Origin of the sequence: Flavobacterium sp. GSB-24, assembly GCF_027924665.1 — a bacterium.
Classification (GTDB): Bacteria; Bacteroidota; Bacteroidia; order Flavobacteriales; family Flavobacteriaceae; genus Flavobacterium.
Window position 1 is genome coordinate 2,011,243 of sequence record NZ_AP027043.1, and the last position, 21,518, is coordinate 2,032,760.

Genomic DNA, 21,518 nt, shown 5'->3' on the forward strand with positions numbered 1-21,518 from the left:
TGTACATTTGTAATTCCTCTTAGAGGTAAATGATTCTAAAATCTGAAATAAAAAATGTCAGCTATTTTAAAACTTAAATTCTTTTTTGAAAAATATGGTTTTCATGTTTCTTCAAGATTGGCAGATAAACTAGGAATGCGTGTAACAAGCGTAAGACTATTTTTTATTTATATATCTTTTGTGACAGCAGGTTTAGGATTTGGAGTTTACCTGACTCTCGCTTTTTGGATTAGATTAAAAGATTTAATTCGCTCAAAAAGAACATCAGTATTTGATTTATAAAAAAAGCTCCAAATTTTCATTTGGAGCTTTTTTATTGAAATAGTATTTTTTATTCTTCGATTCCGTTGTTAAGTTTCGATCTTTTCTTACTGTATCCAAAGTAAACTAGAATACCAATAACAAGCCATCCTAATGATAATAATTGAGCGTCTAAACTCAAATTGATAATTAGGTAAGTATTAATTGAGATTCCTAATACTGCGATAACAGGTAAAGCAGGAACTTTAAAAGTTCTGTTTAATTCAGGTTGTTTAACTCTTAAAATCCAAACAGCGATACAAACCATTGTAAAGGCAAATAAAGTACCAAAACTAGTCATATCTGCTAATTTATTGATTGGTGTAAAAGCAGCAACTGTTGCAATAATACCTCCTAAGATCATTAAATTGGTTTTTGGTGTTCCAGAAATCGGATTTACTTTAGAAAAAACAGAAGGAATTAAGCCGTCTTTAGACATTCCAAGGAAAATTCTAGATTGTCCCATAATCATTACCATCAATACAGAAACTAAACCGATAGTAGCAGCAACAGTAATAATAAAGCCTGCCCATCCTTGTCCGGCGATATCAAAAGCATAAGCAACTGGTGCTTTAATAGCTTCTGGATATTTTCCTAGCGGATTAAAATCTTGGTAATTCATCATTCCTGTTAAAACTAAAGAAACAAGAATATATAAAGTTGTACAGATTAATAAAGAAGCAATGATCGCAAACGGAACATCTTTTTTAGGATTAATAGCTTCTCCAGCCTGCGTAGAAACAGCATCAAAACCAACATAAGCAAAGAAAATCGCCGCAGCTCCGGAAACAATACCTCCAATTCCGTAAGCATTATGAGTAGTTTCTTTTTCAACAATTTGAGTAGCTTCAGGAATAAATGGGTGCCAATTTGCAGTATTAATAAAGAAAAGACCCGCAATAATTACAAAGATTACAGCAGAAACTTTAAGAATAACAATTGCATTATTGGCTTTAGCAGCACTTTTTGTACCTTTAATAAGTAATGAAATAACTAAAATAACGATCAAAAAAGCTGGAAGATTCATAGAGAAACCTTCTCCAGTGTAGCTTGCTGGATCTGTTGTAAGCCAGTCAGGAAGTTTGATGTGAAACATTTTGAGCAATTTATTAAAATATCCCGACCAGGAAACGGCGACCGTCATGGATCCCATTGCATATTCGAGAATAAGCCCCCAGCCAATTATCCAGGCAAAAATTTCACCAATTGTACCATAAGCATATGCATAAGCAGATCCCTCTACAGGTAAAATTGACGCAAATTCAGAATAGCAAAGAGCTGCAAAAACGCAGGCAATACCTGCAATAATAAACGAAACAGCTAATGCTGGACCTGCATGATAATAAGCTCCAGTACCGGTAAGTACAAAAATTCCTCCACCGATAATGGCACCAACTCCAATCGCAGTAAGACTCCATTTTCCAAGGACTCTCTTTAAATTACTTTTTTTTATATCGGCCTCAAAGGCAGATATTGGTTTAACTCTCCAAATTGACATACTATTATATTGGTTTATTGTTATTAAGCTCCAAATGTATTGTTTTTTGTAAAAAATAAAAACAAATATCATGTTTTAAGTTATAAATTATTGATTTTTTTTAAAGGACTCTCAAGGATGCTTCTTTAAGTATTGATATTCATTAAATTAATTGCTCTTTTGTAGCAGATTTGATAATTTTTTTAAAAACTATTTTCTTACTAATTTTCTTAATAAATTTGAAAGATTTTTCTGATTTTTAATTTTGAATAAATTTGAAACTCTTTTTTGTTTATGAATTTCACACATTTAAATAAGTATTTGCATTTTACAAAGCATCAACGAACAGGAATCTTAATCCTGTTTATAATTATAATATCATTGCAATTATTCTACTTGTTTTCAGATTTTAGTACTTCAGAAACCAAAAGCCCTAATAAAGAAGAATGGATGGCTTATCAATCAGATATTGATGAACAAAAATCTATTAAACAAAATAGTAAGCCAGTAAATTATCTATTTAATCCAAATTTTATTTCGGATTATAAAGGATATAAACTTGGAATGTCAGTTGAACAAATTGATCGCCTGATAGCATTTCGTAAAGAAAATAAATATGTAAATTCAGCAGAAGAATTTCAAAAGGTTACGGGAGTTTCAGATTCATTATTAAATAAGATTTCTCCTTTATTTAAATTCCCAGATTGGGTTCAGAATAAAACACGTTTCCAAACAGAAAAAACAGAATATACTGCGAAGAGCTTTTCAAAAAAAGTTGAGAAGTTTGAAGTATTAGATATCAATAAAGCAACACAAGAAGATCTAATAAAAATTTATGGAATTGGAGAAGGCTTATCGTCTAGAATACTAAAGCAGAAAGAAATTCTAGGATGTTTTGTGTCAATGGACCAAATGCAAGAAGTTTGGGGGCTTTCGCCAGAGGTTATAACTGAGCTAAAGAGCCATTTTAAAGTTGTTATTCCCTCAACTATAAAAAAAATAGATGTAAATAATGCTTCTTTAAAAGAATTATCCCAGTTTCCATATTTCAGATATACACTGGCAAAACAGATTGTCACGTACAGAAGCATGAATGGAAATTTTAATAATATTGAGGATTTAGCAAAAATTAAAGATTTTCCTGTTGAAAAAGCAAAAATAATTAGTTTATATTTGGAGTTCTAAAAGAAAGTAACTAATGAATTTTGATTACAACGAAACACAGCAGATGATAGCGCAGTCGATAAAAGACTTTGCTGAAAAAAATATAAAACCTTATATAATGGAATGGGATGAATCGCAGATTTTTCCAATCCCATTGTTCAAACAACTTGGCGAAATGGGCTTTATGGGAGTTCTAGTACCCGAAGAATATGGTGGTTCAGGTTTGGGGTATCACGAATATGTTACTGTAATTGAAGAAATTTCAAAAGTAGATCCTTCAATAGGATTATCAGTTGCGGCACATAATTCCTTATGTACTAACCACATTTTAACCTTCGGAAATGAACAACACAAGAAAAAATGGCTTCCAAAATTAGCTACGGCAGAATATATAGGAGCATGGGGGTTAACAGAACATAATACAGGTTCTGATGCAGGAGGAATGAATACAACAGCCGTTAGAGACGGAGATCATTGGATTGTAAATGGAGCAAAAAATTTCATAACTCATGCAATTTCTGGCGACATAGCAGTTGTTATAGTACGTACTGGAGAAAAAGGTGATTCTAAAGGAATGACCGCTTTTGTTTTTGAAAAAGGGATGGCTGGTTTTTCGTCAGGAAAAAAAGAAAATAAATTAGGGATGCGAGCAAGCGAAACTGCAGAGTTAGTTTTTGATAATTGCCGAGTACCGGATGAAAATAGATTAGGTGAAGTGGGACAAGGTTTTGTTCAGGCTATGAAAATCTTGGATGGTGGAAGAATTTCCATCGGAGCTTTATCTTTAGGAATAGCAAAAGGAGCTTATGAAGCAGCATTAAAATATTCAAAAGAAAGACATCAGTTTGGTCAGCCGATAAGTAACTTTCAAGGTATTTCTTTTAAATTGGCAGACATGGCAACTGAGATTGAAGCTTCGGAGTTATTACTGCACAAAGCAGCTTTCTTAAAACAACAGCATAAACCAGTAACTACATCCGGAGCTATGGCAAAGATGTATGCTTCAGAAGCTTGTGTTAAAATAGCGAATGATGCAGTTCAGATTCATGGAGGATATGGCTATACAAAAGATTTTCCTGTAGAAAAATTTTATAGAGATTCAAAATTATGTACTATAGGAGAAGGAACAACTGAAATTCAAAAATTAGTTATTTCAAGAAATTTATTGAAAGAATAAAGAATAAAGAATAAAGAATAAAGAATAAAGAATAAAGAATAAAGAATAAAGAATAAAGAATAAAGAATAAAGAATAAAGAATAAAGAATATTATGTCTATTTTCTTTGTTCTATCATCTTTTCTCTCTTTTTAAAAATAATTCGTAATTTATAACTCATAATTCATAATTAATATTTACATTTGCAGCCTTAACGAGAGGAGGTGTCTATATTATGTTAATTATACCAATTAAAGACGGAGAAAATATCGATAGAGCATTAAAGCGCTATAAAAGAAAATTTGATAAAACAGGAACTGTTCGTCAATTAAGAGCACGTACTGCTTTTATTAAGCCTTCTGTTATCAAAAGAGCTCAAATTCAAAAAGCTGCTTACATCCAAGGCTTGAAAGATAGTTTAGAGAGTTAGTATTAGCTTTTCAAAAATAATTACCGTTAGTGGTCAAAATGTTTTAATTTTGATGCTAACGGTTTTTTTTGTGCTTAATTTTTAGATTCAATTTTGATGAAAACAAATAAAGAAGCTTTTAGGGATTATCTTTTGTTAGAGAAAAAATATTCTCCTCATACGGTTGGGGCGTATCTAAATGATATTGTTTCTTTTGAGTCTTTTGTTGTTGAATCTTTTGATCAGGATAATATTGATGCTGTAAATTATAGTCAGGTTAGGAGCTGGATTGTTTTTTTGGTTGATCAAAATATTTCTAATGTTTCTGTTAATAGAAAGATGGCTTCTTTAAAAGCATTTTATAAATTCCTTTTAAAAACAAAACAGATTGAGATTAATCCGATGTTGAAACATAAGGCTTTAAAAACGCCAAAAGTTGTTCAGGTTCCTTTTTCTGAAAAAGAATTGAAGGATTTATTAAGTCAAATTGAAGTCCCGGTAGGTTTTGAAGAAGTTCGTGATAAGCTTGTTGTTGAAATGTTTTATGTTACAGGAATGCGTCGTGCTGAATTAATTCATTTAATGATTAAAAATGTTGATCGTTCGGCTGGTGTTATAAAAGTTTTAGGAAAAAGAAATAAAGAACGTATTATTCCTATTTTACCAATTATAGTAGATCAAATTGATTCTTATATAAAGGAGAGAGATGGTTTGGATAATATTGTAGATTCAGACTATTTTTTTATTTCGAAAAAAGGGTTAAAATTGAGTGAATCTTTTGTTTATCGATTAATAAATTCATACTTTAGTAGGGTCTCAGAAAAGGTGAAGAAAAGTCCGCATGTGCTTCGTCATACTTTTGCAACTCACTTATTGAATAATGGGGCAGATTTGAATTCAGTTAAAGAATTATTAGGGCATTCTAGTTTGGCGTCTACGCAAGTTTATACTCATAATAGTTTGGCGGAGCTTAAAAAAGTATATAAAGGTGCGCATCCTAGAAATAAGTGATAATTCTAAATGTTAAATCCTAAAATTTGTATTATGAAGGTAGATGTTCATGCAGTTAATTTTACTGTCGACAGAAAATTGGTCGATTTTATTCAGGAAAGAATGGATAAGTTAGAAAAATACTACGATCGAGTGGTTTCTTCAGATGTTTTTTTAAAAGTTGAAAGAACAAGTGATAAAGAAAATAAGGTGGTAGAGATAAAGATTAATGTTCCTGGTGATGATTTTTTGGTAAAAAAACAGTGTAAGACATTTGAGGAGGCGGTTGAGCTTTCTGCAGAATCTTTAGAACGTTTGCTTGTAAAAAGGAAAGAAAAAATAAGAGCACATATTTAATTGAAATTTTTTTTAAAAAATGTTTTGATTAAAAGATAAAATACCTACATTTGCAGTCCGTTAGAAATAGCGGACTTTTTTAATGCATTCGCCGATGTAGCTCAGCTGGCTAGAGCAGCTGATTTGTAATCAGCAGGTCGTGGGTTCGAGTCCCTCTATCGGCTCAAAAAAAGTTTCAAATGCGATTTGAAATTCGTTCTTAAAATAATGGAATTAAAAAATTAGGGGAGATACTCAAGCGGCCAACGAGGGCAGACTGTAAATCTGCTGTGTGAACTTCGCAGGTTCGAATCCTGCTCTCCCCACAAAAAAAGAAGGTGAGATTTTGGGTTTTAGATTTTGAAAATCTGAAATCTAAATTCGGAAATCTAAAATCAGAACTCTCTGCCGGTGTAGCTCAGGGGTAGAGTGCTTCCTTGGTAAGGAAGAGGTCTCGGGTTCAAATCCCGACATTGGCTCAAGTAAGTAGGAAATTGAAAATTAATATATAACTAAGATTAAAAATTAAGTAAAATGGCAAAGGAGAATTTTAATCGTTCCAAACCGCACTTAAACATAGGTACAATTGGACACGTGGATCACGGAAAAACTACATTAACTGCTGCAATTACTAAAGTATTGTCAGATGCTGGTTACTGTCAAGCAAAATCGTTTGATCAAATCGATAACGCTCCAGAGGAGAAAGAAAGAGGTATTACTATTAATACATCACACGTAGAGTATGAAACAGCTAACCGTCACTACGCTCACGTTGACTGTCCAGGTCACGCGGATTACGTAAAGAACATGGTTACTGGAGCAGCTCAAATGGACGGAGCTATCTTAGTAGTTGCTGCTACAGATGGTCCAATGCCACAAACTCGTGAGCACATCCTTTTAGGTCGTCAGGTTGGTATTCCAAGAATCGTTGTTTTCATGAACAAAGTGGATATGGTTGATGATGCTGAGTTGTTAGAGCTTGTTGAGATGGAAATTAGAGATTTATTATCTTTCTACGAATATGATGGAGATAATGGTCCAGTTATTCAAGGTTCTGCTTTAGGAGGATTGAATAATGATGCTGCATGGGTTCCTAAAATTTTAGAATTGATGGATGCTGTTGATGCTTGGATCGAAGAGCCAGTACGTGACGTAGCTAAACCATTCTTGATGCCAGTAGAGGACGTATTTACAATTACAGGTCGTGGAACTGTTGCTACAGGTCGTATCGAAACTGGTATTGCTAATACAGGAGATCCTGTTGAAATCATTGGTATGGGAGCTGAAAAATTAACTTCTACTATTACAGGAGTTGAGATGTTCCGTAAAATCCTTGACAGAGGAGAAGCTGGAGATAACGTAGGTTTATTGTTAAGAGGTATTGATAAAGCTGATATCAAAAGAGGTATGGTTATTATTAAGCCAGGTTCAGTAAAACCACACGCTAAATTCAAAGCTGAGGTTTATATCTTGAAAAAAGAAGAAGGTGGACGTCACACTCCATTCCACAATAACTACCGTCCACAGTTCTACGTACGTACAACTGACGTAACAGGAGTTATTTCTTTACCAGCAGGTGTAGAGATGGTAATGCCGGGTGATAACTTGACAATTGAGGTTGCTTTATTAAGCCCAATCGCAATGAACGTAGGTTTACGTTTTGCTATCCGTGAAGGTGGTAGAACAGTAGGTGCTGGTCAGGTTACTGAAATTTTAGAATAATTTCTATAAATATTAAAAAGCCAGTTGACTTTCTTAAATGAGGTCACTGGCTTTTAATTACGGGCGTAGTTCAAGGGTAGAATAGCGGTCTCCAAAACCGTTGATGGGGGTTCGAATCCCTCCGCCCGTGCAATAAAAAAATATATCAAATGACAAAAGTTACTAATTATTTATCAGAGGCTTTCGAAGAGTTAAAGTCAAATGTTACTTGGCCAGCTTGGGCTGAAGTTCAAAAATTGACAATTGTTGTGGCTGTATTTTCTATCTTATTCGCTTTGGCAACATGGGGAGTAGATGAATTTTTTGCAAAAGCTTTGGCTGGATTTTTTAACTGGTTAAAAGGATAATTTTTTTGTGATGGCAGATAATAATGTGAAAAAATGGTATGTAGTTAGAGCTGTAAGCGGACAAGAAAACAAAGTCAAAGCTTATATCGAAACTGAAATTGCCAGATTAGGTATGGGTGATTATGTTTCCCAGGTTTTAGTGCCTACAGAAAAAGTAGTTACTGTAAAAGAGGGAAAGAAAATGTCTAAGGATAAAGTTTATTTTCCTGGATATGTTATGATCGAAGCCAACTTGGTTGGTGAGATACCTCATATTATTAAGTCAATTACTAGTGTTATTGGTTTTTTAGGAGAGACTAAAGGCGGGGAACCTGTTCCTTTGAGACTATCTGAAGTTAACCGTATGTTAGGTAAGGTAGATGAATTGGCTGTAAATACAGATACAAGATCTATACCATTTAGTGTTGGCGAGACTGTTAAGGTTATTGATGGTCCTTTTAACGGATTTAATGGTTCTGTTGAAAAAATCAATGAAGAGAAGCGTAAACTTGAGGTTATGGTTAAGATTTTCGGAAGAAAAACACCATTAGAATTAAGCTTTATGCAAGTAGAAAAAGTATAATTTTTTGTTACACTATAATAACCATTGTAATCGCTTCCATTGATTACAGTGTTAAATTTTTTAAAAATGGCTAAAGAAATTAGTAAGGTAGTTAAACTACAAGTTAAGGGAGGTGCTGCGAACCCGTCGCCACCGGTTGGACCTGCTTTAGGAGCTGCTGGGGTTAATATCATGGAGTTTTGTAAGCAATTTAATGCTAGAACTCAAGATAAACCTGGCAAAATTTGTCCAGTGCAAATCACTGTGTACAAAGACAAATCATTTGATTTTGTTGTTAAGACTCCTCCAGCAGCGGTTCAGTTAATGGAAGCTGCAAAGCTAAAATCTGGTTCTGGTGAGCCTAATCGTAAAAAAGTAGCTAGCGTTACTTGGGAACAAATTAGAACTATTGCTGAAGACAAAATGCCAGACTTAAACGCTTTCACTGTGGAAGCTGCAATGAGTATGGTTGCTGGAACAGCTAGATCTATGGGTATAACTGTATCAGGAGACGCTCCTTTTTAATTAAGAAAAAGACATGGCAAAATTAACAAAAAAGCAAAAAGAGGCTGCTTCAAAAATTGAAAAGAACAAACTATATTCTCTTAAAGATGCAGCTGCATTAATAAAAGTAGTTGCTTCTGCAAAATTTGATGAGTCTGTTGATATCGCAGTTCGTTTGGGTGTAGATCCAAGAAAAGCGAATCAAATGGTTAGAGGTGTGGTTACATTACCTCACGGAACAGGTAAAGACGTTAAAGTATTAGCATTGGTTACTCCAGATAAAGAAGCGGAAGCTAAAGAAGCTGGGGCTGATTATGTAGGTCTTGACGATTATTTACAAAAAATTAAAGACGGTTGGACAGATGTTGATGTGATCATTACTATGCCTGCTGTTATGGGTAAATTAGGTCCGTTAGGTCGTATTTTAGGACCTAGGGGTTTAATGCCAAACCCTAAGACAGGTACAGTAACTATGGATGTTGCTAAAGCTGTTCAAGAGGTTAAAGCTGGTAAAATTGACTTTAAAGTTGACAAAACTGGTATCGTTCATGCAGGAATTGGTAAAGTTTCTTTTGGAGCTGAGCAAATTGTTGACAACGCACACGAAATTATTCAAACATTAATAAAACTTAAACCAACTGCTGCTAAAGGTACATACATTAAAGGTATTCACCTTACAAGCACTATGAGTCCAGCTATTGCATTGGATCCTAAAGCAGTATAATTGGTAGTTAAAAATTTTTAGTATGACTAGAGAAGAAAAATCAATCGCGATTGAAAATTTAACTGCGCAGTTAGCTGGTACAAATATCATTTATGTATCTGATATTTCTGGATTAAACGCAGAAACAACTTCAAACTTACGTAGAGCTTGTTTTAAAGCAGGAATCAAATTAGAAGTTGTTAAGAACACTTTGCTTGCAAAAGCAATGGAAGCTTCTGCTAATGATTATGGTGATTTACCTTCAGTATTGACAGGTAATAGCGCTATCTTCATTTCTGATGTAGCTAATGCTCCTGGGAAAATTATCAAAGATTTCCGTAAGAAATCTGATAAACCAGTTTTAAAAGGTGCTTTCATTAATAATGAAGTTTATATTGGAGATAATCAATTAGATGCATTAGCAACTATTAAATCTAAAGAAGAACTTCTTGGAGAGCTTATTGGATTGTTACAATCTCCAGCTCAAAGAATTATTTCTGCTTTGCAAAACAAATTCGCTGGTAGCGAAGAGGAAGCTGAAGCATAATAATTATTGTAAGAGAGTTTTCTCTTACTGCTTAAATAGCGCACAATAAACAAAATATAATTTTACAAATCATTTTAAACGATAGAAAAAATGGCAGATTTGAAACAATTCGCAGAACAATTAGTTAACTTAACAGTTAAAGAAGTTAACGAATTAGCAACAATATTAAAAGACGAGTATGGTATCGAGCCTGCTGCTGCAGCTGTAGTAGTTGCTGCTGGTGGTGGAGAAGGTGCTGCTGAAGAAGCACAAACTGAATTTACAGTTGTATTAAAAGAAGCTGGAGCTTCTAAATTAGCAGTTGTAAAATTAGTTAAAGAACTTACAGGTTTAGGTCTTAAAGAAGCTAAAGATGTAGTTGACGGTGCTCCAAGTAACGTTAAAGAAGGTGTTTCTAAAGAAGAGGCTGAAGGTCTTAAAAAAGCATTAGAAGAAGCTGGAGCTGTTGTTGAGTTAAAATAACAAAACGCAGTTTAGAACTAGGTTTAGACCTTGGATGGAATCATCCAAGGGTCTAAACCATTTTTCGTATAATAAAATAGATCAAGTTTTATTATCAAATAGTTTAAAATACGAAAAAGTTTTTGATCAATACGAAGACAAAAAATTGAACTCTTTTTTACAGTTTATTTTTAAAGATGTATTGATTATAATAAGAAAGTATAGATTAAACAGTGTGTGTTTACACAAAAAATTACTTTTTTTTAATCAAAATTTTGTCCATTGATGATAACAAATCAGACTGAAAGATTGAATTTTGCCTCTACAAAAAATATTCCTGACTATCCAGATTTCTTAGATGTTCAGGTTAAATCTTTTAAAGATTTCTTTCAATTAGAAACGAAATCTGACGAAAGAGGCAACGAAGGGTTATACAACACCTTCATGGAAAACTTTCCAATCACAGATACAAGAAACAACTTTGTATTGGAGTTCCTAGATTATTTTGTTGATCCACCACGTTATACAATTCAAGAATGTATAGAGAGAGGTCTTACTTATAGTGTGCCTTTAAAAGCTAGGTTGAAACTATACTGTACAGATCCAGAACACGAAGATTTTGAAACAATTGTACAAGATGTTTATCTAGGTACAATTCCTTATATGACTCCAAGTGGTACCTTTGTTATTAATGGTGCCGAGCGTGTAGTAGTATCTCAATTACACCGTTCTCCTGGGGTTTTCTTTGGACAATCATTCCACGCAAATGGAACAAAACTATATTCTGCCAGAGTAATTCCTTTTAAAGGTTCTTGGATAGAATTTTCTACTGATATCAATAGTGTAATGTATGCTTATATCGATAGAAAGAAAAAATTACCTGTAACAACTTTATTCCGTGCGATTGGATTCGAAAGAGATAAGGATATCCTTGAAATTTTCGACTTAGCTGAAGAAATTAAAGTTTCTAAAACAGGAATTAAAAAATATATTGGAAGAAGACTTGCTGCACGTGTATTGAATACATGGCACGAGGATTTCGTAGATGAGGATACTGGAGAGGTAGTTTCTATCGAACGTAACGAAATCATCCTTGATCGTGATACTATTATCGACAAAGATAATGTGGAAGAAATCATCGATTCTAACGTTAAATCTATCTTGTTACACAAAGAGGATAATAACCAAGCAGATTATGCTATTATCCACAATACGTTACAAAAAGATCCAACAAACTCTGAAAAAGAAGCTGTAGAGCACATTTACCGTCAGTTACGTAACGCTGAACCGCCTGATGAGGAAACTGCTCGTGGTATTATAGATAAATTGTTCTTCTCTGATCAACGTTACAACTTAGGTGAAGTAGGTCGTTACAGAATGAACAAAAAATTAGATTTAGATATCCCTATGGATAAGCAAGTGCTTACTAAGGAAGATATCATTACAATCGTAAAATATTTGATCGAATTAATTAACTCTAAGGCAGAGATTGATGATATCGATCACTTATCAAACCGTCGTGTTAGAACAGTTGGTGAACAATTGTCTCAACAATTCGGTGTTGGTTTAGCACGTATGGCTAGAACTATTCGTGAGAGAATGAACGTTAGAGATAACGAGGTGTTTACACCAATTGATTTGATTAATGCTAAAACATTATCATCAGTTATCAACTCTTTCTTTGGTACTAACCAGTTATCTCAATTTATGGATCAAACGAATCCATTAGCTGAGATTACACACAAAAGAAGACTTTCTGCACTAGGACCAGGTGGACTTTCGAGAGAGAGAGCTGGTTTCGAGGTTCGTGACGTTCACTATACTCACTATGGTCGTTTATGTCCGATTGAAACTCCTGAGGGACCAAACATTGGTTTGATTTCATCTCTTGGTGTTTATGCAAAAGTAAACGGAATGGGATTTATTGAGACTCCTTACCGTAAAGTTACTGATGGTGTAGTTGATTTAGAAAGTACACCTATTTATTTAAGTGCTGAAGAAGAAGAAGGAAAAATGATTGCTCAGGCAAACATTGAAATGGATGCTTCTGGTAAAATTACTGCTAGCAATGTTATTGCTCGTGAGGAAGGTGACTTCCCAGTTGTTGAACCAACATCAGTACATTATACAGACGTTGCTCCTAACCAAATTGCATCGATTTCTGCATCTTTAATTCCTTTCTTGGAGCATGATGATGCTAACCGTGCGTTGATGGGATCAAACATGATGCGTCAGGCAGTTCCTTTGATCCGTCCTGAAGCGCCGATTGTTGGTACAGGTTTAGAGCGTCAAGTAGCTTCAGATTCAAGAGTATTAATCAATGCTGAAGGGCATGGCACTGTTGAGTATGTTGATGCTAATATCATTACTATTAAATACGATCGTACTGAAGACGAAAGAATGGTTAGTTTTGATGCTGATGAGAAAACGTACAACTTAATTAAATTTAGAAAAACCAATCAAGGTACAAGTATCAACTTGAAACCTATCGTAAGAAAAGGTGATAGAGTTGTTCCTGGGCAAGTATTGTCTGAAGGATATGCTACTCAAAATGGTGAATTAGCTTTAGGTAGAAACTTAAAAGTTGCGTTCATGCCATGGAAAGGGTATAACTTCGAGGATGCGATTGTAATTTCTGAAAAAGTAGTTCGTGATGATATTTTTACTTCTATCCACGTTGATGATTATTCATTAGAGGTTAGAGATACTAAGTTAGGAAACGAAGAGTTAACAAACGATATTCCTAACGTTTCTGAAGAAGCTACTAAAGATTTAGATGAAAACGGTATGATTAGAATTGGAGCAGAGGTTAAACCTGGCGACATTTTGATCGGAAAAATTACACCAAAAGGAGAATCAGATCCTACTCCAGAGGAGAAATTGCTTCGTGCAATCTTCGGGGATAAAGCAGGTGATGTAAAAGATGCTTCATTAAAAGCTTCTCCATCTTTACATGGTGTAGTTCTTGACAAAAAATTATTTGCAAGAGCCGTAAAAGATAAACGTAAACGTACTCAAGATAAAGATGCTTTAGGCGCTTTAGAAATGGAGTTTGAAACTAAATTTGTTGAATTAAAAGACAGATTAGTTGAAAAATTATTCTTGATCGTTAACGGAAAAACATCTCAAGGTGTAATGAATGATTTGGGTGAAGAAGTTTTACCAAAAGGTAAAAAATATACTCAAAAAATGCTTTACGCAGTAGAAGATTTTGCTCACTTAAGCAAAGGTCAATGGGTTGCTGATGACGCTACAAATAAAATGGTTAATGATTTAATTCATAACTATAAAATTAAGCTGAACGACTTACAAGGATCTTTAAGAAGAGAAAAATTCACTATTACAGTTGGAGATGAATTACCATCTGGAATCTTGAAATTAGCTAAGATTTATATTGCTAAAAAACGTAAATTGAAAGTAGGGGATAAAATGGCAGGTCGTCACGGTAACAAAGGTATTGTTGCTAGAATCGTTCGTCATGAAGATATGCCTTTCTTAGAAGATGGAACACCAGTAGATATCGTATTGAATCCACTTGGGGTACCTTCACGTATGAACATTGGTCAGATTTATGAGACTGTTCTTGGATGGGCTGGTATGAACTTGGGTAGAAAATTTGCTACTCCAATTTTTGACGGTGCTTCTCTTGACGAAATCAATGCTTTGACTGATGAGGCTAACGTACCACGTTTTGGACATACATACCTTTATGATGGTGGAACTGGAGAGCGTTTTGCACAAAAAGCAACTGTGGGTGTAATTTACATGCTTAAATTAGGACACATGGTTGATGATAAGATGCACGCACGTTCTATCGGACCATACTCATTGATTACGCAGCAGCCACTTGGAGGTAAGGCTCAATTTGGAGGTCAGCGTTTTGGAGAGATGGAGGTTTGGGCACTTGAGGCTTATGGAGCTTCAAGTACTTTACGTGAGATCTTAACTGTTAAGTCTGATGACGTTATTGGTAGAGCTAAAACTTACGAGGCTATCGTTAAAGGAGAATCTATGCCAGAACCAGGTTTACCAGAATCATTCAATGTATTGATGCACGAATTGAAAGGTCTTGGACTAGACATTCGTTTAGAAGAATAAAAAAAAGTTTTGTAATCAGTCTCATTTTTTAATGGGACTGATTACTCATTTATAAAGTTTTTAAAGATTTATACCCGTAAACCGTTCCGATTTTTTATTAAAATGCGAGGCATTTTATAACTAGCACTTCAAATTTAATTCTGAGGTTTAGAGAAGTAACCCGAGGTAGTAGCTGAATGATTAACTCTTTTTTCTAAAAGAGTAGATTATAAATCTAAAATCAATTTTTTAATTGCAAATAAATCAATAGTAAAAACTATGATGAATAATAGAAACAATAAAGATAAAAATCCAGTTAAAAGATTTAATAAAATCTCAATTGGATTGGCTTCACCAGAATCTATCTTGAAAGAATCAAGAGGAGAGGTTTTAAAGCCAGAAACTATCAACTATAGAACGCACAAGCCTGAGCGTGACGGACTTTTCTGCGAAAGAATCTTCGGACCTGTTAAGGATTTTGAGTGTGCTTGTGGTAAATATAAAAGAATTCGTTACAAAGGTATCATCTGTGACCGTTGTGGTGTTGAAGTTACTGAGAAAAAAGTACGTCGTGATAGAGTAGGACACATCAACCTTGTTGTGCCAATTGCTCACATTTGGTATTTCCGTTCTCTTCCAAATAAAATTGGTTATATCCTTGGTCTTCCATCTAAGAAATTAGACATGATCATTTACTACGAAAGATACGTAGTAATCCAAGCTGGTATTGCTAAAAATGCAGATGGAGAATCTTTACAAAGATTAGATTTCTTAACTGAAGAGGAATATTTAAATATTTTAGATACTCTTCCACAAGAAAACCAATATTTAGATGATTTAGATCCAAACAAATTTGTTGCCAAAATGGGAGCAGAGTGTATCATGGATTTATTAGCTCGTATTGACTTAGATGCTTTATCTTATGAATTAAGACACAGCGCTAACAACGAAACATCTAAACAACGTAAAACTGAAGCTTTAAAAAGATTACAAGTTGTTGAGTCTTTCCGTGAGTCTAACGAAAACCGCGAGAACCGTCCAGAATGGATGATTATGAAAGTGGTTCCAGTTATCCCGCCAGAATTACGTCCACTTGTGCCACTTGATGGAGGTCGTTTTGCAACTTCAGATTTGAACGATTTATATCGTCGTGTAATCATCCGTAACAACCGTTTGAAAAGATTAATGGAGATTAAAGCTCCAGAAGTTATCTTAAGAAACGAGAAACGTATGTTGCAAGAATCTGTAGATTCATTATTCGATAACACACGTAAAGCTTCTGCTGTTAAAACAGAATCTAATAGACCATTAAAATCATTATCTGACTCTTTAAAAGGTAAGCAAGGACGTTTCCGTCAAAACCTTTTAGGAAAACGTGTGGATTATTCTGCTCGTTCGGTAATTGTTGTTGGTCCAGAGTTAAAATTATATGAGTGCGGATTGCCAAAAGATATGGCATCTGAATTATACAAGCCTTTCGTTATCCGTAAATTGATCGAAAGAGGTATTGTAAAAACAGTAAAATCTGCAAAGAAAATCATTGACAAAAAAGAGCCTGTAGTTTGGGATATCCTTGAAAATGTAATTAAAGGACACCCAGTATTACTTAACCGTGCTCCTACTTTGCACAGACTTGGTATTCAAGCTTTTCAGCCAAAATTAATTGAAGGAAAAGCGATCCAATTACACCCATTAGTATGTACGGCTTTCAACGCCGATTTCGATGGTGACCAGATGGCGGTTCACTTACCGTTAGGACCAGAGGCTATTTTAGAGGCTCAATTATTAATGTTGGCTTCTCATAATATCTTGAACCCTGCAAATGGTGCGCCTATTACTGTACCTTCTCAGGACATGGTCTTGGGTCTATATTATATGACCAAAGAGCGTATTTCTACAGAAGATCACAAAATTTTAGGTCAAGATTTGACTTTCTATTCTGCTGAAGAAGTAAACATTGCATTAAACGAAGGAAGATTAGAATTAAATGCTCGTGTGAAAATTAGAGCAAAAGATTTTAATGAAGCTGGAGAATTAGTGTACCAAATTATTCAAACAACTGCAGGACGTGTATTATTTAACGAAGTAGTACCTGAAGCAGCTGGATATATCAATGACGTATTGACTAAGAAAAACCTTAGAGATATTATCGGACACATTTTAAGTGTGACTGATGTACCTACTACAGCAGCTTTCTTGGATAATATGAAAGATATGGGGTATAAATTTGCATTTAGAGGAGGTTTATCATTCTCTTTAGGTGATATTAGAATCCCAGAACAAAAAACTAAGTTAATTGCAGATGCTAGAGAGCAAGTTGAAGGTATCTCAACTAACTATAACATGGGTCTTATCACAAATAACGAGCGTTACAACCAAGTTATTGACGTATGGACTTCAGCAAATGCGCAGTTAACAGAATTAGCAATGAAAAATATTAGAGAAGACCAGCAAGGTTTCAACTCTGTATATATGATGCTTGACTCTGGAGCGAGGGGTTCTAAGGAACAGATTCGTCAGTTAACTGGTATGCGTGGTTTGATGGCTAAGCCTAAAAAATCTACTGCTGGTGGTGGTGAGATTATTGAAAACCCGATTCTTTCTAACTTTAAGGAAGGCCTTTCGATTCTTGAGTACTTTATTTCTACTCACGGTGCTCGTAAAGGTCTTGCGGATACGGCTCTTAAAACGGCCGATGCTGGTTATTTAACAAGAAGGCTTCATGACGTTTCTCAAGATGTTATTGTTAACATCGAAGATTGTGGAACTCTTAGAGGTGTTGAAGTTGCTGCATTGAAGAAAAATGAGGAAATCGTTGAATCTTTAGGTGAGAGAATCTTAGGACGTGTTGCATTGCAAGATGTTATTAATCCTCTTACTAATGAAGTAATGGTTAAATCTGGAGAGCAAATTACGGAATCAATTATGAGAACTATCGAAGCTTCTCCAATTGAAAAAGTAGAAGTTAGATCTCCATTAACTTGTGAAGCTTTAAAAGGAATTTGTGCTAAATGTTACGGTAGAAACTTAGCTACTGGTAAGATGACACAAAGAGGTGAAGCTGTCGGAGTTATTGCAGCTCAGTCTATTGGAGAGCCAGGTACACAGTTAACACTTCGTACGTTCCACGTTGGAGGGGTTGCTGGAGGTATTTCTGAAGAATCTAGTATTATTACAAGATTTAACGGTAGACTTGAAATTGAAGATTTAAAAACAGTTAAAGGAGAAGACGGAGAAGGAAACTCTGTTGATATCGTAGTTTCACGTTCAACTGAATTAAAATTAGTTGATGAGAAAACTGGAATAGTTTTAAATACACATAACATTCCTTACGGTTCTAGTATTTTTGTAAATGATGGTGATACTGTCGCAAAAGGAACTGTAATCTGTAAGTGGGATCCATATAACGGTGTAATTGTTTCTGAATTTACTGGTAAGATTGCTTACGAAGATTTAGAACAAGGTCAATCGTTCATGGTTGAGATCGATGAGCAGACTGGTTTCCAAGAAAAAGTAATTTCTGAGGCTAGAAACAAAAAATTAATCCCAACTTTATTGGTTTACGGTAAAGAAGGAGAATTGATTCGTTCTTACAACTTACCAGTAGGTGCACACTTAATGGTTGAAAATGGTGAGAAAATTAAAGCAGGTAAGGTATTAGTAAAAATCCCTCGTCGTTCTTCTAAAGCAGGCGATATCACAGGAGGTTTACCAAGAATTACTGAGTTGCTTGAGGCTCGTAACCCTTCAAACCCAGCAGTTGTGTCTGAAATTGATGGTGTTGTATCTTTCGGAAAAATTAAAAGAGGTAACCGTGAGATCGTTATTGAGTCTAAATTTGGTGAAATTAAAAAGTATTTAGTTAAACTTTCTAGCCAAATCTTAGTACAAGAAAATGACTTCGTAAGAGCGGGAGTTCCATTGTCTGATGGTGCAATTACACCAGATGACATCTTAAGAATTCAAGGTCCAGCTGCTGTTCAACAGTACTTGGTAAATGAAATTCAAGAGGTATACCGTTTACAAGGGGTAAAAATTAATGACAAGCACTTTGAGGTAGTTATTCGTCAAATGATGCGTAAAGTAAGAGTTCAGGATCCAGGTGATACTTTATTCTTAGAGGATCAATTAATTCATACTAAAGATTTCATCGTTCAAAACGATAAATTATATGGTATGAAAGTAGTTGAAGATGCTGGAGATTCTTCAGTATTGAAACCAGGTCAGATTATTACACCTCGTGAATTACGTGATGAAAACTCATTATTGAAACGAAATGATAGAAATCTTGTTGTAGCAAGAGACGTAATTACTGCAACTGCAACGCCAGTTCTTCAAGGTATTACAAGAGCTTCGTTACAAACTAAATCATTCATCTCTGCTGCTTCTTTCCAAGAAACAACAAAAGTACTTAACGAAGCTGCTGTAGCTGGTAAAGTAGATGATTTAGAAGGATTAAAAGAAAATGTAATTGTTGGACACAGAATTCCTGCGGGAACTGGTATGAGAGAATACGATAACACTATCGTAGGATCTAAAGACGATTACAACGAAATGATGGCTAATAAAGAAGAATACATTTATTAATTAGGAAACTATGAGTAATCCGAAACAACAACAAGAGCAAATTAATATTGAGTTAGACGAAACTATTGCTGAAGGAATTTATTCTAATCTTGCGATTATTAATCACTCATCGTCAGAGTTTGTTTTAGATTTTGTGAGCATTATGCCCGGTATTCCTAAAGCCAAGGTAAAGTCAAGAATTGTTTTGACACCACAACATGCTAAAAGATTATTAAGAGCAATAGGTGAAAACATCCATCGATTTGAAGCAGCCCATGGCGAAATCAAAGAGACAGAACAAGCACCAATACCGCTTAATTTTGGTCCTGCGGGACAAGCATAAATTTTAAAGCCCCATTTTTTAATGGGGCTTTTTTATTATAAATAGGATTAAATGCATTTTATCTGATTTAATCTCCTTTAGTCGATTAAATTTCTTTAAATAATTGTATTAGAGTAATTTGGTAGCTTGTATGAAAGATTATTTTTGAAATATAATGACTTAGTAAGGTTGATTTAATTCAAATTAAAGAAAAGCGCTAATTTTAATATTAGCGCTTTTTTTATTGCAAATAAAAAGGCTGTCTAAAATTTATTAGACAGCCTTTTATATTTTTTTCTTTCCAATAGAATTAATCAAATTCTGATGTAAAGTATAATTTCACACTTGGATATTTACTTTGAGTCATTTGAATTGTAAAGTCTGAATCGGCTAAAAATACCAATTGGCCATATTTATCATGTGCAAGGAATTTTTGTTTGATTCGTTTAAATTCTTTGAACTCTTCATTCTTTGCATCATCTGGCTTTACCCAGCACGCTTTATGAACAGGGAAATTCTCATATGTACATTTTGCACCGTATTCATGCTCTAGACGATATTGAATAACTTCATATTGAAGCGCTCCAACAGTTCCAATTACCTTACGGTTGTTCATTTCTAAAGTAAATAACTGAGCAACACCTTCGTCCATTAATTGATCAACACCTTTGTCCAATTGTTTCGCTTTCATCGGATCAGCGTTATTAATATATCTAAAGTGCTCTGGAGAGAAACTCGGAATTCCTTTAAAACTCATCACTTCTCCCTCTGTTAACGTATCACCAATTTTAAAGTTTCCTGTATCATGTAAACCAACAATATCTCCTGGATAAGAAATATCAACGATTTCTTTTTTCTCAGCAAAAAAGGCATTTGGACTAGAGAATTTCAAATTTTTCTTCTGGCGGACATGGTAGTAAGGTTTGTTTCTTTCGAAAGTTCCGGAAACAATTTTAATAAAAGCTAAACGGTCACGGTGTTTAGGATCCATGTTAGCATGTATTTTAAATACAAAACCAGACATTTTTTCTTCGGTTGGATCAACCAAACGAGTTTCTGAATCTTTTGGTCTTGGTGAGGGAGCGATTGTAACGAAACAATCTAACAATTCACGAACTCCGAAATTATTTAAAGCAGATCCAAAAAATACAGGCTGGATTTTTCCGTCAAGATAATCCTGACGCTCAAATTTTGGATACACTTCATCAATCAATTCTAATTCCTCACGAAGTTTTTCAGCAGCTTTTTGACCAACAATTTTATCTAGTTCTGGATTATTTTGAACATCAGAAAAAGCAATTGTTTCTTCAATATTTTTTCGGCTGTCTCCACTAAAAAGATTGATGTTTTCTTCCCATAAATTATAAATTCCTTGGAAATCATAACCCATTCCGATAGGGAAACTTAAAGGCGTAACAGTTAAACCCAATTTTTGCTCCACTTCATCCATTAAATCAAAAGCATCTTTACCTTCACGATCTAACTTATTAATGAAAACAATCATCGGAATGTTACGCATTCTACAAACAGCAACTAATTTTTCTGTTTGTTCCTCAACCCCTTTTGCAACGTCAATAACAACAATTACACTATCAACAGCGGTTAAAGTTCTAAATGTATCTTCGGCAAAATCCTTGTGTCCTGGCGTATCAAGGATATTGATTTTTTTGTCTTTATAATTAAAAGCAAGTACAGAAGTCGAAACCGAAATACCTCTTTGGCGTTCGATTTCCATAAAGTCACTCGTTGCTCCTTTTTTTATTTTGTTATTCTTTACAGCTCCTGCTTCCTGAATTGCACCTCCAAATAACAGTAATTTTTCTGTTAATGTTGTTTTACCAGCATCGGGATGCGATATAATTCCAAATGTTCTTCTGCGTTGTATTTCTTTTAAAAAGCTCATATTTCGTATAAATA

18 protein-coding genes and 4 tRNA genes are annotated in these 21,518 nt (G+C 34.4%); 20 read left to right on the plus strand and 2 right to left on the minus strand.

Annotated features, from left to right (window positions below):
- The first annotated feature begins 54 nt into the window (after nt 1–54).
- On the plus strand, nt 55–282 hold the full coding sequence (locus QMG60_RS08960; RefSeq protein WP_008466940.1) for a PspC family transcriptional regulator: 228 nt from the start codon (nt 55–57) through the stop codon (nt 280–282).
- Nucleotides 283–331: 49 nt separating this feature from the next.
- Here QMG60_RS08960 and QMG60_RS08965 read toward each other — a convergent pair whose 3' ends face one another.
- Nucleotides 332–1,798, minus strand: a complete 1,467-nt coding sequence (locus QMG60_RS08965) for an amino acid permease (protein ID WP_281867545.1) — start codon at nt 1,796–1,798, stop codon at nt 332–334.
- A 273-nt stretch (nt 1,799–2,071) separates the two neighbouring features.
- Between QMG60_RS08965 and QMG60_RS08970 the strand changes: the two genes are divergently transcribed.
- From QMG60_RS08970 to QMG60_RS09060, 19 genes are all read left to right on the plus strand, one after another.
- On the plus strand, nt 2,072–2,962 hold the full coding sequence (locus tag QMG60_RS08970; RefSeq protein ID WP_281867547.1) for a helix-hairpin-helix domain-containing protein: 891 nt from the start codon (nt 2,072–2,074) through the stop codon (nt 2,960–2,962).
- A 13-nt stretch (nt 2,963–2,975) separates the two neighbouring features.
- Complete coding sequence (locus QMG60_RS08975) at nt 2,976–4,118, plus strand: acyl-CoA dehydrogenase family protein (RefSeq protein ID WP_281867548.1); 1,143 nt, start codon at nt 2,976–2,978, stop codon at nt 4,116–4,118.
- A gap of 213 nt (nt 4,119–4,331) precedes the next feature.
- A complete protein-coding gene (rpsU, locus tag QMG60_RS08980; RefSeq protein ID WP_026730435.1) occupies nt 4,332–4,526 on the plus strand; it encodes a 30S ribosomal protein S21 in 195 nt (64 codons plus the stop codon).
- A 96-nt stretch (nt 4,527–4,622) separates the two neighbouring features.
- Nucleotides 4,623–5,516 carry a tyrosine-type recombinase/integrase gene (locus QMG60_RS08985; protein ID WP_281867550.1) on the plus strand — a complete coding sequence of 298 codons (894 nt, stop codon included), beginning with the start codon at nt 4,623–4,625 and terminating at the stop codon, nt 5,514–5,516.
- Between the two features lie 33 nt (nt 5,517–5,549).
- Nucleotides 5,550–5,852 carry a ribosome-associated translation inhibitor RaiA gene (gene raiA, locus QMG60_RS08990; RefSeq protein WP_057117059.1) on the plus strand — a complete coding sequence of 101 codons (303 nt, stop codon included), beginning with the start codon at nt 5,550–5,552 and terminating at the stop codon, nt 5,850–5,852.
- 90 nt (nt 5,853–5,942) lie between these two features.
- Nucleotides 5,943–6,016, plus strand: a tRNA-Thr gene (locus QMG60_RS08995).
- A 60-nt stretch (nt 6,017–6,076) separates the two neighbouring features.
- A tRNA-Tyr gene (locus QMG60_RS09000) sits at nt 6,077–6,157 on the plus strand.
- An 81-nt stretch (nt 6,158–6,238) separates the two neighbouring features.
- Nucleotides 6,239–6,310, plus strand: a tRNA-Thr gene (locus tag QMG60_RS09005).
- A gap of 55 nt (nt 6,311–6,365) precedes the next feature.
- Nucleotides 6,366–7,553 (plus strand): elongation factor Tu, encoded by a 1,188-nt coding sequence (tuf, locus tag QMG60_RS09010; protein ID WP_057117058.1) that lies wholly within the window; start codon nt 6,366–6,368, stop codon nt 7,551–7,553.
- Between the two features lie 59 nt (nt 7,554–7,612).
- Nucleotides 7,613–7,683, plus strand: a tRNA-Trp gene (locus QMG60_RS09015).
- Between the two features lie 19 nt (nt 7,684–7,702).
- The gene (gene secE / locus QMG60_RS09020; RefSeq protein ID WP_008466927.1) at nt 7,703–7,900 is read left to right on the plus strand and encodes a preprotein translocase subunit SecE; all 198 of its coding nucleotides are present in this window, start codon (nt 7,703–7,705) and stop codon (nt 7,898–7,900) included.
- Nucleotides 7,901–7,910: 10 nt separating this feature from the next.
- The gene (gene nusG, locus QMG60_RS09025) at nt 7,911–8,462 is read left to right on the plus strand and encodes a transcription termination/antitermination protein NusG (RefSeq protein ID WP_057117057.1); all 552 of its coding nucleotides are present in this window, start codon (nt 7,911–7,913) and stop codon (nt 8,460–8,462) included.
- A gap of 66 nt (nt 8,463–8,528) precedes the next feature.
- Nucleotides 8,529–8,966 (plus strand): 50S ribosomal protein L11, encoded by a 438-nt coding sequence (rplK, locus tag QMG60_RS09030; protein WP_057117056.1) that lies wholly within the window; start codon nt 8,529–8,531, stop codon nt 8,964–8,966.
- A gap of 13 nt (nt 8,967–8,979) precedes the next feature.
- Entirely contained in the window at nt 8,980–9,669 is a 690-nt protein-coding gene (rplA, locus tag QMG60_RS09035) for a 50S ribosomal protein L1 (RefSeq protein ID WP_057117055.1), read from the plus strand.
- A 22-nt stretch (nt 9,670–9,691) separates the two neighbouring features.
- Complete coding sequence (rplJ, locus tag QMG60_RS09040) at nt 9,692–10,195, plus strand: 50S ribosomal protein L10 (RefSeq protein WP_057117054.1); 504 nt, start codon at nt 9,692–9,694, stop codon at nt 10,193–10,195.
- Between the two features lie 90 nt (nt 10,196–10,285).
- Complete coding sequence (gene rplL, locus QMG60_RS09045) at nt 10,286–10,657, plus strand: 50S ribosomal protein L7/L12 (protein ID WP_026730429.1); 372 nt, start codon at nt 10,286–10,288, stop codon at nt 10,655–10,657.
- Nucleotides 10,658–10,921: 264 nt separating this feature from the next.
- Nucleotides 10,922–14,734, plus strand: a complete 3,813-nt coding sequence (gene rpoB, locus QMG60_RS09050) for a DNA-directed RNA polymerase subunit beta (protein ID WP_057117052.1) — start codon at nt 10,922–10,924, stop codon at nt 14,732–14,734.
- 258 nt (nt 14,735–14,992) lie between these two features.
- Complete coding sequence (gene rpoC / locus QMG60_RS09055) at nt 14,993–19,300, plus strand: DNA-directed RNA polymerase subunit beta' (protein ID WP_057117051.1); 4,308 nt, start codon at nt 14,993–14,995, stop codon at nt 19,298–19,300.
- Between the two features lie 10 nt (nt 19,301–19,310).
- On the plus strand, nt 19,311–19,622 hold the full coding sequence (locus tag QMG60_RS09060) for a DUF3467 domain-containing protein (protein WP_012024017.1): 312 nt from the start codon (nt 19,311–19,313) through the stop codon (nt 19,620–19,622).
- 289 nt (nt 19,623–19,911) lie between these two features.
- Here QMG60_RS09060 and QMG60_RS09065 read toward each other — a convergent pair whose 3' ends face one another.
- Complete coding sequence (locus QMG60_RS09065) at nt 19,912–21,504, minus strand: peptide chain release factor 3 (protein ID WP_057117050.1); 1,593 nt, start codon at nt 21,502–21,504, stop codon at nt 19,912–19,914.
- Between the last annotated feature and the right edge of the window lie 14 nt (nt 21,505–21,518).

What these genes read in the sequence shown, in the direction of transcription:
- raiA (WP_057117059.1), top strand. Translation starts at nt 5,550, where the DNA reads ATGAAGGTAGATGTTCATGCAGTTAATTTTACTGTCGACAGAAAATTG.
- tuf (WP_057117058.1), top strand. Translation starts at nt 6,366, where the DNA reads ATGGCAAAGGAGAATTTTAATCGTTCCAAACCGCACTTAAACATAGGT.
- rplK (WP_057117056.1), top strand. Translation starts at nt 8,529, where the DNA reads ATGGCTAAAGAAATTAGTAAGGTAGTTAAACTACAAGTTAAGGGAGGT.
- rpoB (WP_057117052.1), top strand. Translation starts at nt 10,922, where the DNA reads ATGATAACAAATCAGACTGAAAGATTGAATTTTGCCTCTACAAAAAAT.
- QMG60_RS08985 (WP_281867550.1), top strand. Translation starts at nt 4,623, where the DNA reads ATGAAAACAAATAAAGAAGCTTTTAGGGATTATCTTTTGTTAGAGAAA.
- QMG60_RS08965 (WP_281867545.1), bottom strand. Translation starts at nt 1,798, where the DNA reads ATGTCAATTTGGAGAGTTAAACCAATATCTGCCTTTGAGGCCGATATA.
- QMG60_RS08970 (WP_281867547.1), top strand. Translation starts at nt 2,072, where the DNA reads ATGAATTTCACACATTTAAATAAGTATTTGCATTTTACAAAGCATCAA.
- secE (WP_008466927.1), top strand. Translation starts at nt 7,703, where the DNA reads ATGACAAAAGTTACTAATTATTTATCAGAGGCTTTCGAAGAGTTAAAG.
- QMG60_RS09065 (WP_057117050.1), bottom strand. Translation starts at nt 21,504, where the DNA reads ATGAGCTTTTTAAAAGAAATACAACGCAGAAGAACATTTGGAATTATA.
- rpoC (WP_057117051.1), top strand. Translation starts at nt 14,993, where the DNA reads ATGATGAATAATAGAAACAATAAAGATAAAAATCCAGTTAAAAGATTT.
- QMG60_RS08975 (WP_281867548.1), top strand. Translation starts at nt 2,976, where the DNA reads ATGAATTTTGATTACAACGAAACACAGCAGATGATAGCGCAGTCGATA.
- rplJ (WP_057117054.1), top strand. Translation starts at nt 9,692, where the DNA reads ATGACTAGAGAAGAAAAATCAATCGCGATTGAAAATTTAACTGCGCAG.
- nusG (WP_057117057.1), top strand. Translation starts at nt 7,911, where the DNA reads ATGGCAGATAATAATGTGAAAAAATGGTATGTAGTTAGAGCTGTAAGC.
- rpsU (WP_026730435.1), top strand. Translation starts at nt 4,332, where the DNA reads ATGTTAATTATACCAATTAAAGACGGAGAAAATATCGATAGAGCATTA.
- rplA (WP_057117055.1), top strand. Translation starts at nt 8,980, where the DNA reads ATGGCAAAATTAACAAAAAAGCAAAAAGAGGCTGCTTCAAAAATTGAA.
- QMG60_RS08960 (WP_008466940.1), top strand. Translation starts at nt 55, where the DNA reads ATGTCAGCTATTTTAAAACTTAAATTCTTTTTTGAAAAATATGGTTTT.
- QMG60_RS09060 (WP_012024017.1), top strand. Translation starts at nt 19,311, where the DNA reads ATGAGTAATCCGAAACAACAACAAGAGCAAATTAATATTGAGTTAGAC.
- rplL (WP_026730429.1), top strand. Translation starts at nt 10,286, where the DNA reads ATGGCAGATTTGAAACAATTCGCAGAACAATTAGTTAACTTAACAGTT.